Consider the following 15,159-nt stretch of genomic DNA (forward strand, 5'->3'; position numbering starts at 1 on the left):
CGCCATGACCATCCCCATGTCCCAGGTCACCCTCGCCCCCGGCGAGCCCTTGCTCGAGGTCGACAACCTGCGCACCTACTTCAGCACGCTCGCGGGCACCGTGCGCTCGGTCGACGGCGTGTCGTACACCGTGCGCGCGGGCCGCACGCTCGGCGTGGTCGGCGAATCGGGCTGCGGCAAGAGCGTGACGGCGCTCTCGATCCTGCGGCTGGTGCCCACGCCGCCCGGCCGCCACATGGGCGCGGTGCGCCTGCGCGGCACCGACCTGATGCAGCTGAGCGAACGCGAGATGCGCCAGATCCGCGGCAACCGCATCTCGATGATCTTCCAGGAGCCGATGACCTCGCTGAACCCGGTGCTCACCGTGGGCCGGCAGATCGCCGAGACCGTGCAGCTGCACCAGAAGGCCAGCCGCGCCGAGGCGCTGCAGCGCGCGGTCGAGATGCTGCGCCTGGTGCAGATTCCCGAGCCCGAGCGGCGCGTGAACGAATACCCGCACCAGCTCTCGGGCGGCATGCGCCAGCGCGTGATGATCGCGCTGGCCCTGGCCTGCAACCCCGAGGTGCTGATCGCCGACGAGCCCACCACCGCGCTCGACGTGACCATCCAGGCGCAGATCCTCGACCTCATCAAGCGGCTGCAGAAAGAGCTGGGCATGGGCGTGGTGATGATCACGCACGACCTGGGCGTGGTGGCCGAGAGCTGCGACCGCGTGGTGGTCATGTACGCCGGCAAGAAGGTGGAAGAGGCCGACGTGGTCGACCTGTTCGACCGCCCGCTGCACCCCTACACGCGCGCGCTGATGGCCTCGATGCCCGCCATGAGCACGTCGAGCGCGCGACTGCACGAGATTCCGGGCATGGTGCCCGCCGCGCACGAGCTCGGGCGCGGCTGCGCCTTTGCCGCGCGCTGCGCGCAGGCGCGCGAACGCTGCCGCCGCGAGACGCCGCCGCTGTCCACGCAGGGCGACGGGCACGTGGTCGCCTGCTTCGCGGTGCAGGAACAATGGACCGACGAGGCTGCCGAGGTGAGCGCATGACGACAACGACGACCCCATCCACCAAGGCGCCGCTGCTGCAGGTGCGCGAGCTGCGCAAGCACTACACCTCGCCGCGGCGCTGGCTGCGCCCGACCAAGCCGGCGATCCAGGCGGTCGACGGCGTGTCGTTCACCGTGGGGCACGGCGAGACGCTGTCGCTGGTCGGCGAGTCGGGCTGCGGCAAGACCACCACGGCCAAGTCGGTGATGCGGCTGGTCGAGCCCACCTCGGGCTCGGTGCGGCTCGATGGCGAAGAGCTGCTGACCCTGCCCGCGAACGCGATGCGCCAGCGCCGGCGCGACCTGCAGATCATCTTCCAGGACCCCTACGCCTCGCTGAACCCGCGCCTCACGGCCGGCGACATCGTGGCCGAGCCGCTGCGCAACTTCGGCGACGTCTCGGTGGCCGAGCGGCGCGAGCGCGTGCAGTGGCTGTTCTCGCGCGTGGGCCTGCGGCCCGAGGCGGCAAAGAAGTTTCCGCACGAGTTCTCGGGCGGCCAGCGCCAGCGCCTGGGCATTGCACGCGCCCTGGCACTCAACCCCAAGCTCATCGTCTGCGACGAGCCCGTGTCGGCGCTCGACGTGTCGGTGCAGGCCCAGGTGGTCAACCTGCTGATGGACCTGCAGGCCGAGTTCGGCATCGCCTACCTGTTCGTGGCGCACGACCTCGCCGTGGTGCGCCACATCAGCCATCGCGTGGCCGTGATGTACCTCGGCCACATCGTGGAGATCGCCGACCGCGACACGCTGTTCTCGGCCCCGCGCCATCCGTACACCGAGATCCTGCTGTCGGCCGTGCCCGTGCCCAACCCGCGCACGCCGGCACGCCGCCTGCTGCTGCAGGGCGATCCGCCGAGCCCGGCCAACCCGCCCTCGGGCTGCCGCTTTCACACGCGCTGCCCGATGGCGCAGGCCGTGTGCAAGGAGAAGACGCCCGAACTGAGCGAGCGCCCCTCGACTTCCCAGGGCGGCCACTGGGTCGCCTGCCACTTCCGTTGAAAGCATTGCCCTCATGACCGACAAGACACCCCACTACGACCTGCTGATCCACGGCGGTACCGTGATCGACGGCACCAAGGCCCCGCGCTTCGACGCCGACGTGGGCATCGTCGATGGCCGCATCGCCGCCATCGGCAAGCTCGCGGGCCACACGGCCGACCAGACGCTCGACGCCACCGGCCGCATCGTCGCACCGGGCTTCATCGACTCGCACACGCACGACGACCAGGCCGTGCTGTCGCATGCGCAGATGCCCTTCAAGGTGTCGCAGGGCGTGACCACCGTGGTGGCGGGCAACTGCGGCATCAGCGCCGCGCCGCTGCGTGCCGACATGGACCTGCCGATGCCGCTGAGCCTGCTCGAGACGCCGCCGGAAGACCGCTTCACGACCTTCGCAGCCTACCTCGATGCGCTGCGCGCCACGCCCTCGTCGGTCAACGTGGCAGCGATGGTCGGCCACTCGACCCTGCGCGCCGTGACCATGTCCGACCTCGACCGCCCCGCCACCGCGCAGGAGATCGCCGCCATGCAGGCGCTGGTCGAAGAAGCCATGCAGGCCGGCGCCATCGGCCTGTCGACGGGCACCTTCTACCCGCCGGCCGTGAAGGCGACCACGGAGGAGATCATCGAGGTCGGCCGTCCGCTCACGGCGCGCAAGGCGCTGTACGTGACGCACATGCGCGACGAGAGCGACCACGTGATGGAGTCGCTGGAAGAGACCTTCCACATCGGCCGCGCGCTCGACATCCCGGTGGTGGTGTCGCACCACAAGGTGCAGAACACGCAGAACTTCGGCAAGACCAAGGTGACGCTGCCCTTCATCCAGGAAGCGATGAAGCACCAGTGCATCGGGCTCGACTGCTATCCGTACACCGCGGGCTCCACCATGATCCGCACCGACCGCGGGATGATGGACGGCCGCGTGCTCATCGCCTCCAGCGTGCCGCACCCCGAATGCGCGGGCCGCGACCTGAAGGACATCGCGGCCGAATGGGGCGTGTCGGGCGAAGAGGCCGCGCTGCGCCTGTCGCCCGGCAGCGCCATCTATTTCATGATGGACGAGGACGACGTGCAGCGCGTGCTCGCCTTCGACGAAACCATGATCGGCTCCGACGGCATTCCGCTGGGCGACAAGCCACACCCGCGCCTGTGGGGCACCTTCCCGCGCGTGCTGGGGCACTACAGCCGCGACGTGGGGCTGTTCCCGCTGGAGACGGCCGTGTGGAAGATGACCGGGCTCACGGCGCGCAACTTCGGCCTGCACGAACGCGGCGCGCTCAAGGTTGGGCACCACGCCGACGTGGTGGTCTTCAATGCCGCCACCGTGCGCGACACCGCGAACTACGAAACGCCGACCGAACCCGCCGAAGGCATCGACGCGGTGATCGTGAACGGCGCCGTCACCTGGCGCCACGGCGTGCATAGCGGGGCGCGCAACGGGCAGGTGATCGTGCGCCAGGACGCAGCCTGACACCTCGCACCTCGGCGGCGCCTGCACGGCGCCCGCCTTCGCATCCTGGTGCATGCGCAGCACCGGATCGGTGAACACGCCGGGCCTCAGGGGCCCGGCTTTTCTTTCTCCCTTGCGCTCTTTCCCTCTGGCAGTGCGTGCCTAGGGGATTTCCCTCGACAGCTGGCCCGGAGCTTGCGTAGTTTGCCCACATAGTTGAACATTTCAACTATTGAAGACTTCTACCAACCCGCCATGCACGCCCCGCTTCGCCTGAAAGACGACTACCTCAACGTCCTGCTCGACCTGGCCTCGCAGCGCACGCGCGACCGCGGCTCGCGCATCTACGAGATCGAGCTCGGCCTGTCGATCCGCGACGTGCGCCTCTTGCGCATGATCGGCGCCGCGCCCGGCATCACCATGGGCCAGCTGGTGCAGACCTGCGCCATCGAGAAGACGCTGGTCTCCAAGCTGGTGAGTTCGTTGGTGCAGCGCGAGCTGGTCGAGCGCCAGATTGGCGCCGAGGACGCGCGGCAGATCCGCCTGTGCCTGAGCCCCGCCGGCATCGACATGGTGCTGCGCGCCGAGCCCATCGGGCATGAGATGGAAGCGCGCTTTCTCGACTGCCTGAGCGTCGCCGACATCGAGAACCTGCGCCGCATCATGCACAAGCTCATCGACGCGGAAGAAGGCTCGCGCGACATCTTCGAATTCCTGCTGGTGCAGCTGCGCGAAAGCAAGGAATCGCCTCCGTCTTCCTCCCCCTCGTCTTCCGCTCCCTCCCGAAAGAAGTAAGGCTCCATGGCAATCCACTTTTCACCGCGCCGCGTCGCGGCGGCTTCCCTGTCGGCGCTCGCTTTGTGCTTCGCCGCCACCGCGTCCGCCCAGACCGTGCTTCGCACCGTGCCCTCGTCGGATCTGAAGATCGTCGACCCGATCTGGACCACCGCCAACATCACGCGCAACCACGGCCTGATGATCTACGACACCCTCTTCGCGATGGACGAGAAGGGCGTCATCAAGCCGCAGATGGTCGACAAGTACAGCGCGAGCGCCGACAACAAGGTGTGGAGCTTCACGCTGCGCCCGGGCCTGAAGTTCCACGACGGCGCGCCGGTCACCTCGCAGGACGTGATCGCCTCGCTGGCGCGCTGGGCCAAGCGCGACACGCTGGGCCAGAAGATGTACGAGGCGATGGACAGCATCGCCGCCGACGGCCCCAACGGCTTTCGCATGACGTTCAAGCAGCCCTTCGGCGTGGTGCTCGACGCGCTCGGCAAGCCCAACCCGCTGGTGCCGTTCATCATGCCCAAGCGCGTGGCCGACACGCCCGCCGACAAGCAGATCGACGAGATGGTGGGCTCCGGCCCCTTCACGCTCGCCAAGGAAGACTTCCGCCCCGGCGACCGCGTCATCTACCGCAAGAACACCGCCTACGTGCCGCGCAAGGAACCCGCCTCGGGCCTGGCCGGCGGCAAGGTGGTGCATGTGGACCGCGTCGAATGGGTGATGCTGCGCGACCCGCAGACGCAGGCCAATGCGCTGCTCAACGGCGAGGTCGACATGCTCGAGACCGTGCCATCGTCGGGCTACACCGGCATGCGCACCAACGACAAGATCGAGCTGGTCGACGTGATGCCGGCGGGCCCCTTCACGGTGCTCTACAACCACAAGGTGCCGCCCTTCAACAACCCCAAGGCGCTGAAGGCCGCGATGCTGGCCATCAACCAGGAGGCGATGCTGCGCGCGCAGGTCACCTTCCGCGACTTCTACAAGCCCTGCGCCTCGATCTACCTGTGCGGCTCGCTCTACGCGAGCGACAAGACGGGCTTCTACACCGGCAAGCCGCAGTTCGAAGAGGCGCGCAAGCTGCTCAAGGAATCGGGCTACGACGGCAAGCCCGTGGTGATCCTTCTGCCGGGCGACGCGCCCGCGCTGAACAAGCTGCCCGCGGTGTACGGCCAGCTGCTCAAGCAGGTGGGCTTCAACGTCGACGTGCAGACCACCGACTGGGCCACGCTCGTGACCCGGCGCGCCAAGAAAGACCTGCCCGAGAACGGCGGCTGGAACGCCTTCATCACCTTCTGGGGCGGCGTGGACGCGAGCAGCCCCATCGGCTACAGCCCGCTGACCGGCAACGGCGACCAGGGTTATTTCGGCTGGCCCGTGGTGCCCGAGCTCGAGGCGCTGAAGACCAAGTTCATCGCCACCGCCGACCTCGCGCAGCGCAAGGAGATCGCCACGCAGATCCAGCAGGTCGTGCTCGAACACGGCGTGCTCGCCCCGCTCGGTGAAGGCAAGGCGCCCACGGCCGTGCGCCGCGGCACCGTCACCGGCCTGCTGCCGTCTCCGGCGGTGCTGTACTGGAACGTGCGCAAGACGTCCGCGCCATCGCCATGACCGCGACATAGGCCGGCCCGCGCGCCCGCCCCTCTCCCTTTCTGATCGCCACCCCTGACCGGCTGCGCCTTGCGCGGCAGCCGGGCGGGACTTCCTTTGCCCGCGCCACACGCCCGGCCCCTCGTCAAGGACCTGATTCACATGCTCCACTTCCTGTTGCGCCGCGGACTGGCCACCGCGCCCGTGCTCCTGATCGTGGCCGTCATCGTCTTCCTGCTGCTGCGCATGACGCCCGGCGACCCCGCGGCGGCCATCGCCGGCGACGCGGCCAGCGCGCAGGACATCGCGCGCATCCGCGCCCAGCTGGGCCTGGACGCATCGATCGTGACGCAGTTCGTGCACTGGCTCGGCCAGGTGCTGCGCGGCGACCTCGGCTATTCGTTCTTCTACCGGATGCGCGTGACCGACCTGATCGGCCAGCGCCTGGAACCCACGCTCTCGGTGGCGGCGGTGACGGTGGTGCTCACGGTGCTGATCGCCGTGCCGCTGGGCGTGCTCGCGGCCTCGCGGCGCGGCGGCCGGCTCGACCGCTTCATCATGGGCGCCTCGGTGCTCGGCTTCTCGGTGCCGGTGTTCGTGGCCGGCTACGTGATGATCTGGCTGTTCTCGATGCAGCTCGGCTGGCTGCCCTCGCAGGGCTACCAGCGCATCGGCGACGGCGTGGGCCCGTGGCTGCGCCACCTGGCGCTGCCCTGCGTCACGCTGGCCGTGATGTACGCGGCGCTCATCGCGCGGGTCACGCGCGCGGCGGTGTCGGAGGCGCTCACCGAAGACTACGTGCGCACCGCGCGCGCCAAGGGCATCGCCGAGTGGCGCATGCTGCTGCGCCACGCACTGGCCAACGCCGCCGTGCCGATCGCCACCGTCATCGGCCTGAGCGTGGCGGGCCTGATCGGCGGCGTGGTGGTCACCGAGACGATCTACGCGATCCCCGGCCTGGGCCAGCTCACGGTGGACGCCGTGCTCTCGCGCGACTACCCGCTGATCCAGGCGATCACCCTCTTCTTCTCGCTCGTGTACGTGGTGGTCAACCTGCTGGTGGACCTGAGCTACCTGCTGCTCGATCCGCGCATCCGGTACTGACCTTCCTTCGAAAGCCCCGCCATGACTTCGATCTCCCTGCGCGACGATGCGCCTGCCTCTGCCGCGGTTCCTCCCGCCGCACCCCGGGCCCCGGCCCGCTCGCTGCTGCGCCGCCTGCTCGCCAACGGCGGCGTGCGCATCGGCGGCGTCCTGCTGGCCGCGATGCTGCTGCTGGCGGTGGCCGCGCCCTGGCTCGGCACCATCGACCCGAACGCGATGGACCCCGCGAACTCGCACCTGCCGCCCGGCGCACGCGCCGAGTTCACCACGCTGGCGGGCGACAGCTTCGATCGCTTCTTCCCGCTGGGCACCGACAGCATGGGCCGCGACCTGTGGAGCCGCACGGCCTACGGCGCGCGCATCTCGCTGTCGGTGGGCGTGGCGGTGGCGCTGGGCTCGGTCGCGTTCGGCCTCGTGGTCGGCATGGTGGCGGGCTACTTCCGGCGCCTGGACGGCGTGATCATGCGGGTGATGGACGGGATGATGGCCATCCCCGGCATCCTGTTCGCGATCGTGCTGGTGGCCGTGTGGCGGCCCAGCCTGCTCACGGTGATCCTGGCCATCGTGGTGCCCGAGACGCCGCGCGTGGCGCGGCTGGTGCGCTCGGTGGTGCTGTCGGTGCGCGAAGAGCCGTACGTGGAAGCGGCCGTCGCGCTCGACACGCCGACCTGGAAGCTGATGTTGCGCCACATCCTGCCCAACACGGTGGCGCCGCTGATCGTGCAGGGCACCTTCATCTGCGCGGCGGCGATGCTGGTGGAGGCCGTGATGTCCTTCCTGGGCATCGGCCTGCCGTCCGAGGTGCCGACTTGGGGGAACATCATGTCCGAAGGCCGCACGCACTTCACCTCGCACCCCTCGACCGTGCTGCTGCCCGGCCTCTTCCTGGCGCTCACGGTGCTGGCCGTGAACATGCTCGGCGACGGCCTGCGCGACGCACTCGATCCCAAGTTCAAGGCACGCGGAGGCTGAGCATGACATCCACCCCTTCCACAACGTCTGCCGCGCCCTGCCTCGTGGTGCGCGACCTCGCCATCGACCTGCCCGCCGGCGCCGACCGCGCACACGCGGTGCACGGCATCTCGTTCGACGTGATGCCCGGCCAGGTCGTGTGCTTGCTGGGCGAATCGGGCTCCGGCAAGTCAGTCATCGCGCAGGCCGCGATGGGCCTGCTGCCCGCGTCGCTGCGGCCCTCGGCCGGGTGCATCGAGGTGCAGGGCGAGGACGTGCTCGCGGCCAGCCCGGCGCGGCTGCGCGCCCTGCGCGGCGCACGCATGGCGATGGTGTTCCAGGAGCCGATGACCGCGCTCAACCCCGTGATGCGCTGCGGCGCGCAGGTCGACGAGATCCTGGCCGAGCACACGACACTGGGCGCCGCCGCGCGCCGCGCGCGCGTGCTGGCCATCTTCGAGCGCGTGCGGCTGCCTGAGCCCCAGCGCATCTACGACGCCTACCCGCACCAGCTCTCGGGCGGGCAGCGCCAGCGCATCGTGATCGCCATCGCGCTGATCCTGCGCCCGGCCCTGCTGATCTGCGACGAGCCCACCACCGCGCTCGACGTGACCACGCAAGCCGAGATCCTCGCGCTCATCCGCGAGATGCAGCAGGAGAACGGCACCGCCGTGCTGTTCATCACGCACGACTTCGGCGTGGTGGCGGACATCGCCGACCAGGTGGTGGTGCTGCAGCTGGGCCGGCAGGTCGAGAGCGGCCCGAAGGACGACGTGCTGCGCCGCCCGAAGGAGGCCTACACGCGCATGCTGCTCGACGCCGTGCCGCGGCTGGCCCCGGTGCTGCGCGCCCCCATCGACGCCCAGGCGCCGCTGCTCGATGCGCGCGGCGTGGGCAAGGTCTACCGCACGGGCAGCTGGCCCGGCAAGCGCCGCACGGTGCATGCGGCGGCCGACGTGTCGCTGAAGCTGCATGCGGGCGAAACGGTCGGCATCGTGGGCGAATCGGGCTCGGGCAAGTCGACCGTGGCGCGCTGCATCGCGCGGCTGATCGAACCCACCGACGGCGACATCCGCGTGCCCGGCATCGAGGGCTCGCGCGGCGCGCAGCGCTCGGCGTTCCGGCGCATGGTGCAGGTCGTGTTCCAGGACCCGAACCGTTCGCTCAACCCGCGCCGCACGGTGGGCCAGTCGATCGTCGAGGGGCCGGTGAATTTCGGCGTGCCTCACGCCAAGGCCTGGCAGCGCGCCGAGGAGCTGATGGCGCTGGTGCGGCTGCAGCCCGAGGTGCTGCACCGCTACCCGAGCGAGTTCTCGGGCGGCCAGCGCCAGCGGCTGTGCATTGCGCGCGCACTGGCCTGCGAGCCGCGCGTGCTGATCGCCGACGAGGCCGTGTCGGCGCTCGACGTGTCGGTGCAGGACCAGATATTGAAGCTGCTGGCGGAGATCCAGCAGCGGCTGTCGATCGGCATCCTGTTCATCACCCACGACCTGCGCGTGGCCAGCCAGATCTGCGACCGCCTGATCGTGATGCACAAGGGCCGCATCGTCGAAGAAGGCAGCGCGCACGACGTACTGCTGTCGCCGCGCGAGGCCTACACGCGCACGCTGCTGGCCGCGGCGCCGGGCCAGGGCTATGCGTTCGGGGCCGGCTGAACGGCGCCCTCTTCCCCTCTTTCAACCCACCTTCATCCCTCCACCCAAAGAAGAAACGAAGACATGACCACACCCCTGTACGAACTCAGTGCCCTCCAGTTGCTCGAACGCTACCGCGACCGCGCCTTGTCGCCGGTCGAGGTGACGCAGGCCGTGCTCGCGCGCATCGAGCGCTGGGAGCCGCACATCCACGCCACCTACGGGCTGGACGCCGAAGCCGCGCTGGCATCGGCGCGCGCCTCCGAGGCACGCTGGGCCCAGGGCAAGCCGCAGGGCGATCTCGACGGCGTGCCGGTCACGCTGAAGGAGAACATCGCCACGCGCGGCACGCCCACGCCGATCGGCAGCGCCGCCACCGTGCTGGCGCCCGCCGCAGCCGACGCACCCGCCGCCGCGCGCCTGCGCGAAGCCGGCGCGGTGATCGTGACCAAGACGACGATGCCCGACTTCGGCTTTCTCGGCGCGGCGCCGTCGAGCTTCCACGCGCTCACGCGCAACCCGTGGGACCTGGGCCGCAACACCGGCGGCTCGAGCTCGGGCGCCGGCGCCGCCGCCGCCGCGGGCTACGGCCCGCTGCACCTGGGCACCGACATCGGTGGCTCGGTGCGCATTCCGGCCAGCTTCTGCGGCGTGTTCGGCCTCAAGCCCAGCCAGGGCCGCATCCCGGTCGACCCACCCGCCGCGGCGCGCGTGATCGGCCCGATGACGCGCACCGTGGCCGACGCCGCACTGCTGATGCAGGTGGTGACGCGCCCCGACGCGCGCGACTACATGAGCCTGCCGCCGAACGACTTCGCGTGGCAGCGGCTCGAGCGCAACGTGAAGGGCCTGCGCATCGGTTTGTGGACCGAGACCATGGGCGGCTGGCCGATCGATGCGGAAGTGAAAGAGGCCGTGCTGGCCGCGGCCCGCCTGTTCGAGCAGGCCGGCGCCATCGTCGAGCCGCTGGCCGACTGGACCACGCTGGACATGCGCATGGGCATGGCCCACTTCTTCACCATGCGCTGCCGCGTCGACCTGGCCGCGATGCCGCCAGAGCGCGCGAAGCTCGCGGCCGGCTACATCCACCAGGCGGCGGAGTTCGCCGCCTCGCTCACGCCCGAAGACACCTTCCGCGCCTTCACGCGCATGCAGGCGCTGCGCGCGGCCACCGTGGCGGCCACGCAGCCCTTCGACTACGTGCTGTCGCCGGTGTCGCCGGTGCTGCCCTTCGCGGCGGAGGCCATCAACAGCGGCTCGGAAAACCTGCTGAAGGACTCGCACTTCACGTCGGTGTTCAACCAGTCGGAACAACCGGCCGCCTCGATCAACTGCGGCCATGCGAAAAATGGCCTGCCGATCGGCCTGCAGATCGCGGGACGTCGCTTCGACGACCTGGGCGTGCTGCAGATGGCGCGCTTCTACGAATCGGTGCGTCCGGCACAGGCGCGCTGGCCTGAACCGGCCTGACCGGGCTGGGTCAGGCGAATCAGTCCGGCGCGTTCATCACGCGGTCGAACTCTTCGTCGGCCGGCACGTTGTCGGCATCGAGCTCGCTGGCATCGGTGAGGTCGATGCCCGTTTCGTCCGACAGATCGTCGGACGCATCGGCTTCGAGTTCGTCGAAGTCGTCGGCAGGCGTGCTGTCGTCATCGTCGTCTTCGGACGACGAGACGGAGCGCGCGGTGGCATCGGCTTGGGGCGTCATGATCGAATTCCTCGGCAGATGAGTAAACGGCCCTCTATGGTGCGCCTGTTTTGCCCCTTGCGGTGGATCGACGGGCTGACGTCGGTGTCGGAAAGTTTCCCGTCTCCCGAGGCCGCCCACACGCGTTGTCGTCAGTCCTTGTGGACGTGGCCGTGCTCGCCGTGTCCTTCATCATGGCCGTGTTCGTGGCCATGCTCGCCGTGCGCCAGCCGGCTCACGAGCGTGACCAGCAGGATGCCCGCTGCCAGCCACGCGATCTGCGCCGCGGTCTGGCGCGCGGGCAGGCGCTTTTGCAGCTGCGGAATCAGGTCGGCCAGTGCCACATAAACGAAGCTGCTGCCCGCCAGCACCAGGAAGTACGGCAGCCAGCCATGCAGCTGGTCGACCAGCCACCAGCCCGCGATGCCGCCGAGCATGGTCATCGTGCCCGCAAGCGACACCTTCACCAGCGCCGCGCGCGAATTGGCCGAGCTCTGGCGCAGCACCACGAGGTCGCCGATGTGGTGCGGCACTTCGTGCGCGAGCACGGCCAGCGCGGCCACGAGGCCCAGGCGGATGTCGGCCACGAAGGCCGAGGCGATCAGGATGCCGTCGCCGAAGCAGTGCACGCTGTCGCCGGTGAGCACGGCCCAGCCGCCGCCGCCCGTGGTGGGTGGGTGGTGGTGGGCGTGGCCGTGTGAATGACCGTGATCGTGGCCGTGGTGATCGTGCGCTTCGCCCTTGTCGGGTGCGACGTCGCCATGGTGGTGCTCATGCCCGTGGTGCCACAGCTCGGCCTTGTCGAGCAGAAAGAAGAACACCAGCCCGAACAGCAGCACCGCAAACAGCAGCGCGGGCTCGATGCGGCTTTCGAAGGCCTCGGGCAGCAGGTGCATGAAGGCCGTGGCCAGCAGCGCGCCGGCCGCCAGGCTCAGCAGGTGCTGCGGGTTCACGCCGCCGCCGCCGCTGCGCACGCCCACGCGCAGCAGCAGGGCCGCGAGCCAGACGCTTCCGATGCCGGCGACCAGGGTCGCCACGAGAATTACTATCAAATTCATAGCTGCTTGCGCAAGAGGGACGGCCGGTACGGCCTTGTTCCGTTCATAAAAAGAGAAAGGCCGTCACTTCGGACGGCCTTCGGCGGCGGGTGGCTACGGGCGCCGTCTTCGGTCAGGCGACACCATTGGCTTTGAACCAGGCCGTGGCACGCTGCCAGCCGTCGTCCGCGGCGCTCTTGAGGTAGCTGGGGCGGTAGTCGGCGTGGAACGCGTGGCCTGCTTCGGGGTACACGACGAAGCTCGATGCCTTGGCCGCCGGAGTCCCACCGGCCAGAGCAGCTTTCATCTTATCAACCGTGTCAAGGGGGATGCCCTGGTCTTTTCCGCCGTACAGGCCGAGCACCGGCGCCTGCAGGCTGGCGGCGATGTCGACGGGGTGTTTCGGCTGCAGTTCGCTGGCCTGCCCGACCAGCCGGCCGTACCAGGCCACGCCGGCCTTGACCTTGCCCGTGGCCGCATACAGCCACACGATGCGCCCGCCCCAGCAGAAGCCGGTGATGCCGGCCTTGCTCGTGTCGCCGCCGTTGGCCTTGGCCCAGGCCAGCGCGCCGTCGAGGTCGGCCATGACCTGCGCATCGGGCACCTTGGTGACGATGTCGGCCTGCAGCTTGGGAATGTCGGTGTAGCCGCGCGGATCGCCCTGGCGCGCATACAGCTCGGGCGCGATGGCCAGGTAGCCCAGCTCGGCGAAGCGGCGGCAGGTGTCGGCGATGTACTCGTGCACGCCGAAGATCTCCTGGATCACCAGCACCACGGGCAGCCCCGTCTTGCCGGCCGGCGCCGCGGCATAGGCAGGCACCCCGAAGCCGTTGACGGTGTACTTGATGGGGCCGGCCTTCAGGCCGTCGGCCGGGGTGGTGATGGCCGTCTGCGCGGCCACCGGCAGCACGGCGGCGGCGTAGCCGACACCGAGGGCGGCCTTGAGCGCGGTGCGGCGCGTGGCCCCCTGCTCGGTGCTGTCGCCGGGGCGCAGCGAATCGAATTCGGAACGGTTGTCGTCGAAGGAGGTCATGCAAGGGCTCCGGTTGAATCGTCTGACAAGGGGGTGTGGCGTAGAAAAACGCACGCCGCAATGTAGGCGAAATCGGGCCGGGCCGTATGACCGGACCGTAAAGCAGCCGGGCCGCTTCGGGCTGCGGTCAGGTGCCGTAGGCCCGCCGTGCCAGCGCCTCGGCCAGCACCTGCGCCGGATCGACGAGGCGCAGCCCCGCCACCGCGGTCGAGCCCTGCAGGCCCAGCGGCACCTCGGTGCAGCCCATGATGATCGTGACCGGGCCGTGCCGCTCGGCCAACCGCAGCGCGACCTCGGAGAAGCAGCGTTCGGCCAGCGGCAGGTTGCCGGCCTTCACGCCGTCGAAGATGCCGCGCATGATGGTCTGGCGCTCGTCGGCCGACGGCACATGGCAGCCCAGGCCGGCCTCGGCCAGCGCCTGCTCGTACAGCCGCACGCGGTAGGTGCCTTCGGTGGCCATCAGCGCCACTTCGCTCGCGCCCTGCGCGGCCAGGTGCTGCGCGGTTTCGCGCGCCATGTGCAGCAGCTCGACCTGCGGAAAGCGCTCCTGCAGGTTGGCGTGCCACGCATGCGCGGTGTTGCAGGCGATGGCCACGGCGCGGCTGCCCAGCGCGGCCAGCCGGCCCAGCGCCTGCAGCATCGGTTCGAGCGGCTGGTGCGCGCCCTGCGCATCGGAGGCCAGCGCGCCGGTGCGGTCGGGCACCGGCACCTGCGCCAGCCAGTGTTCGGGAAAGGACTGGTCGCGCACCGGCTCGCCGCGCGCACGCATCTGCTGCGCGCAGGCCTGCACGAAGAGCCGGACGAAGTCGGCGCCCGCCGCGGGGCCCATGCCCCCGAGGATGCCGACGACCTGTGTGGCTGCGACCATGTCTTTTCTCTTGCCTTCGATCAGGTGGCCGGCTTGTCGCTGAAGGCCTTCAGGTTTTCCTTGAGCTGGTCGCTCATCGGCAGGTTCAGCGGCACGTTCTTCGGTGGGATCGGCTGCATGAACCACTTGGTGTAGAGCTTCTCGAACTCGCCGCTCTTCATCATGGCGGTGAAGGTGTCGTCCACCAGCTTCTTGAAGGCCGGGTCGTCCTTGGGCAGCATGCAGGCGTAGGGCTCGACCTGCAGCGACTCGCCCACCACTTCGTAGTCGGCCGGATTCTTCGAGTTGGCGATGAGGCCGAACAGCAGGATGTCGTCCATGGCGAAGGCCACGGCGCGATCGCTCTCGACCAGCAGGAACGCGTCGGCGTGGTCCTTGCCGAGCACGATGTTCATGTCGAGGTTCTTCTCGGTGTTGTACTTGCGCATGACCAGCGCGTTGGTGGTGCCGGTGGTGCTGGCCACGGTCTTCTTGGCGAGGTCGGCGTAGTCCTTGATCTTGGAAGACTTCTTCGTCAGCAGGCGCGTGCCCGTATAGAAGTGGTTCACCGCAAAGGCCACGTCCTTGCCGCGCGCGGTGTTGTTGGTGGTGGAGCCGCACTCCAGGTCGATGGTGCCGTTGGTGATCAGCGGGATGCGGTTCTGCGAGGTGACCGCCATCAGCGAGACCTGCAGGTTGGGCTTGTTCAACTTCTTCTTCACCGCCTCGACCACGGCGTTGGAGAGTTCCACCGAGAACCCGATCGGCTTGTTGGGGCCGTCCAGGTAGCTGAAGGGCACCGACGACTCGCGGTAGGCGAGCGAGATCTTGCCGGACTCGGCGATCTTGGCGAGCGTGTCGGCAGCCTGCGCGGCCGGTGCAGTGAAGAGGACCGCGGCAGCCAGGGACGCCATCAAAACGGAGAGTTTCATTCGAGCCTTCATCGGTTGGATTGAACAGACAGCCAGTGTAAGAAGGAGTGACACATCGGGACAATTCC

The 15,159-nt window shown here is 69.3% G+C and carries 14 protein-coding genes; 9 read left to right on the forward strand and 5 right to left on the reverse strand.

Features of this window, described 5'->3' with window-relative positions:
• Nucleotides 1–4 precede the first annotated feature (4 nt).
• The 9 genes from VHAB30_RS17145 to VHAB30_RS17185 all read left to right on the forward strand — a co-directional run bounded on the left by VHAB30_RS17145 (nt 5) and on the right by VHAB30_RS17185 (nt 11,025).
• A complete protein-coding gene (locus tag VHAB30_RS17145) occupies nt 5–1,039 on the forward strand; it encodes an ABC transporter ATP-binding protein (RefSeq protein ID WP_159277897.1) in 1,035 nt (344 codons plus the stop codon).
• Nucleotides 1,036–2,037 carry an ABC transporter ATP-binding protein gene (locus VHAB30_RS17150; RefSeq protein WP_159277898.1) on the forward strand — a complete coding sequence of 334 codons (1,002 nt, stop codon included), beginning with the start codon at nt 1,036–1,038 and terminating at the stop codon, nt 2,035–2,037. The genes VHAB30_RS17145 and VHAB30_RS17150 overlap by 4 nt, the downstream gene beginning before the upstream one ends.
• 13 nt (nt 2,038–2,050) lie before the next feature.
• A complete protein-coding gene (locus VHAB30_RS17155; RefSeq protein ID WP_159277899.1) occupies nt 2,051–3,508 on the forward strand; it encodes an N-acyl-D-amino-acid deacylase family protein in 1,458 nt (485 codons plus the stop codon).
• Nucleotides 3,509–3,742: 234 nt separating this feature from the next.
• Nucleotides 3,743–4,282: a MarR family winged helix-turn-helix transcriptional regulator gene (locus VHAB30_RS17160; protein WP_095744276.1), complete on the forward strand. Its 540-nt coding sequence runs from the start codon at nt 3,743–3,745 to the stop codon at nt 4,280–4,282.
• A gap of 6 nt (nt 4,283–4,288) precedes the next feature.
• On the forward strand, nt 4,289–5,887 hold the full coding sequence (locus tag VHAB30_RS17165) for an ABC transporter substrate-binding protein (RefSeq protein WP_159277900.1): 1,599 nt from the start codon (nt 4,289–4,291) through the stop codon (nt 5,885–5,887).
• A gap of 141 nt (nt 5,888–6,028) precedes the next feature.
• Nucleotides 6,029–6,970 carry an ABC transporter permease gene (locus VHAB30_RS17170; RefSeq protein ID WP_062468895.1) on the forward strand — a complete coding sequence of 314 codons (942 nt, stop codon included), beginning with the start codon at nt 6,029–6,031 and terminating at the stop codon, nt 6,968–6,970.
• A gap of 21 nt (nt 6,971–6,991) precedes the next feature.
• Entirely contained in the window at nt 6,992–7,942 is a 951-nt protein-coding gene (locus tag VHAB30_RS17175) for an ABC transporter permease (protein WP_070061793.1), read from the forward strand.
• A gap of 2 nt (nt 7,943–7,944) precedes the next feature.
• Nucleotides 7,945–9,576 (forward strand): dipeptide ABC transporter ATP-binding protein, encoded by a 1,632-nt coding sequence (locus tag VHAB30_RS17180; RefSeq protein ID WP_159277901.1) that lies wholly within the window; start codon nt 7,945–7,947, stop codon nt 9,574–9,576.
• A gap of 63 nt (nt 9,577–9,639) precedes the next feature.
• Nucleotides 9,640–11,025, forward strand: a complete 1,386-nt coding sequence (locus VHAB30_RS17185; RefSeq protein ID WP_159277902.1) for an amidase — start codon at nt 9,640–9,642, stop codon at nt 11,023–11,025.
• A gap of 19 nt (nt 11,026–11,044) precedes the next feature.
• Here the strand turns inward: VHAB30_RS17185 and VHAB30_RS17190 are convergent, their stop codons facing one another.
• The 5 genes from VHAB30_RS17190 to VHAB30_RS17210 form a co-directional block, all read right to left on the reverse strand.
• Nucleotides 11,045–11,263: a hypothetical protein gene (locus tag VHAB30_RS17190; RefSeq protein WP_159277903.1), complete on the reverse strand. Its 219-nt coding sequence runs from the start codon at nt 11,261–11,263 to the stop codon at nt 11,045–11,047.
• Nucleotides 11,264–11,394: 131 nt separating this feature from the next.
• Entirely contained in the window at nt 11,395–12,300 is a 906-nt protein-coding gene (locus tag VHAB30_RS17195; protein ID WP_159277904.1) for a ZIP family metal transporter, read from the reverse strand.
• A 112-nt stretch (nt 12,301–12,412) separates the two neighbouring features.
• The gene (locus VHAB30_RS17200; protein ID WP_159277905.1) at nt 12,413–13,312 is read right to left on the reverse strand and encodes a dienelactone hydrolase family protein; all 900 of its coding nucleotides are present in this window, start codon (nt 13,310–13,312) and stop codon (nt 12,413–12,415) included.
• Nucleotides 13,313–13,439: 127 nt separating this feature from the next.
• A complete protein-coding gene (locus tag VHAB30_RS17205; protein WP_159277906.1) occupies nt 13,440–14,180 on the reverse strand; it encodes an aspartate/glutamate racemase family protein in 741 nt (246 codons plus the stop codon).
• Nucleotides 14,181–14,200: 20 nt separating this feature from the next.
• The gene (locus tag VHAB30_RS17210) at nt 14,201–15,091 is read right to left on the reverse strand and encodes a transporter substrate-binding domain-containing protein (RefSeq protein ID WP_062468917.1); all 891 of its coding nucleotides are present in this window, start codon (nt 15,089–15,091) and stop codon (nt 14,201–14,203) included.
• Nucleotides 15,092–15,159 lie beyond the last annotated feature (68 nt).

The organism is Variovorax boronicumulans (genome assembly GCF_009811375.1).
In the GTDB taxonomy this organism is placed as follows: Bacteria; Pseudomonadota; Gammaproteobacteria; order Burkholderiales; family Burkholderiaceae_C; genus Variovorax; species Variovorax boronicumulans.

Bases quoted from the DNA above. Each gene is read 5' to 3' on its own strand.
- VHAB30_RS17205 (WP_159277906.1), bottom strand. From the start codon at position 14,180: ATGGTCGCAGCCACACAGGTCGTCGGCATCCTCGGGGGCATGGGCCCC.
- VHAB30_RS17195 (WP_159277904.1), bottom strand. From the start codon at position 12,300: ATGAATTTGATAGTAATTCTCGTGGCGACCCTGGTCGCCGGCATCGGA.
- VHAB30_RS17175 (WP_070061793.1), top strand. From the start codon at position 6,992: ATGACTTCGATCTCCCTGCGCGACGATGCGCCTGCCTCTGCCGCGGTT.
- VHAB30_RS17155 (WP_159277899.1), top strand. From the start codon at position 2,051: ATGACCGACAAGACACCCCACTACGACCTGCTGATCCACGGCGGTACC.
- VHAB30_RS17165 (WP_159277900.1), top strand. From the start codon at position 4,289: ATGGCAATCCACTTTTCACCGCGCCGCGTCGCGGCGGCTTCCCTGTCG.
- VHAB30_RS17180 (WP_159277901.1), top strand. From the start codon at position 7,945: ATGACATCCACCCCTTCCACAACGTCTGCCGCGCCCTGCCTCGTGGTG.
- VHAB30_RS17160 (WP_095744276.1), top strand. From the start codon at position 3,743: ATGCACGCCCCGCTTCGCCTGAAAGACGACTACCTCAACGTCCTGCTC.
- VHAB30_RS17170 (WP_062468895.1), top strand. From the start codon at position 6,029: ATGCTCCACTTCCTGTTGCGCCGCGGACTGGCCACCGCGCCCGTGCTC.
- VHAB30_RS17190 (WP_159277903.1), bottom strand. From the start codon at position 11,263: ATGACGCCCCAAGCCGATGCCACCGCGCGCTCCGTCTCGTCGTCCGAA.
- VHAB30_RS17185 (WP_159277902.1), top strand. From the start codon at position 9,640: ATGACCACACCCCTGTACGAACTCAGTGCCCTCCAGTTGCTCGAACGC.
- VHAB30_RS17150 (WP_159277898.1), top strand. From the start codon at position 1,036: ATGACGACAACGACGACCCCATCCACCAAGGCGCCGCTGCTGCAGGTG.
- VHAB30_RS17200 (WP_159277905.1), bottom strand. From the start codon at position 13,312: ATGACCTCCTTCGACGACAACCGTTCCGAATTCGATTCGCTGCGCCCC.
- VHAB30_RS17145 (WP_159277897.1), top strand. From the start codon at position 5: ATGACCATCCCCATGTCCCAGGTCACCCTCGCCCCCGGCGAGCCCTTG.
- VHAB30_RS17210 (WP_062468917.1), bottom strand. From the start codon at position 15,091: ATGAAACTCTCCGTTTTGATGGCGTCCCTGGCTGCCGCGGTCCTCTTC.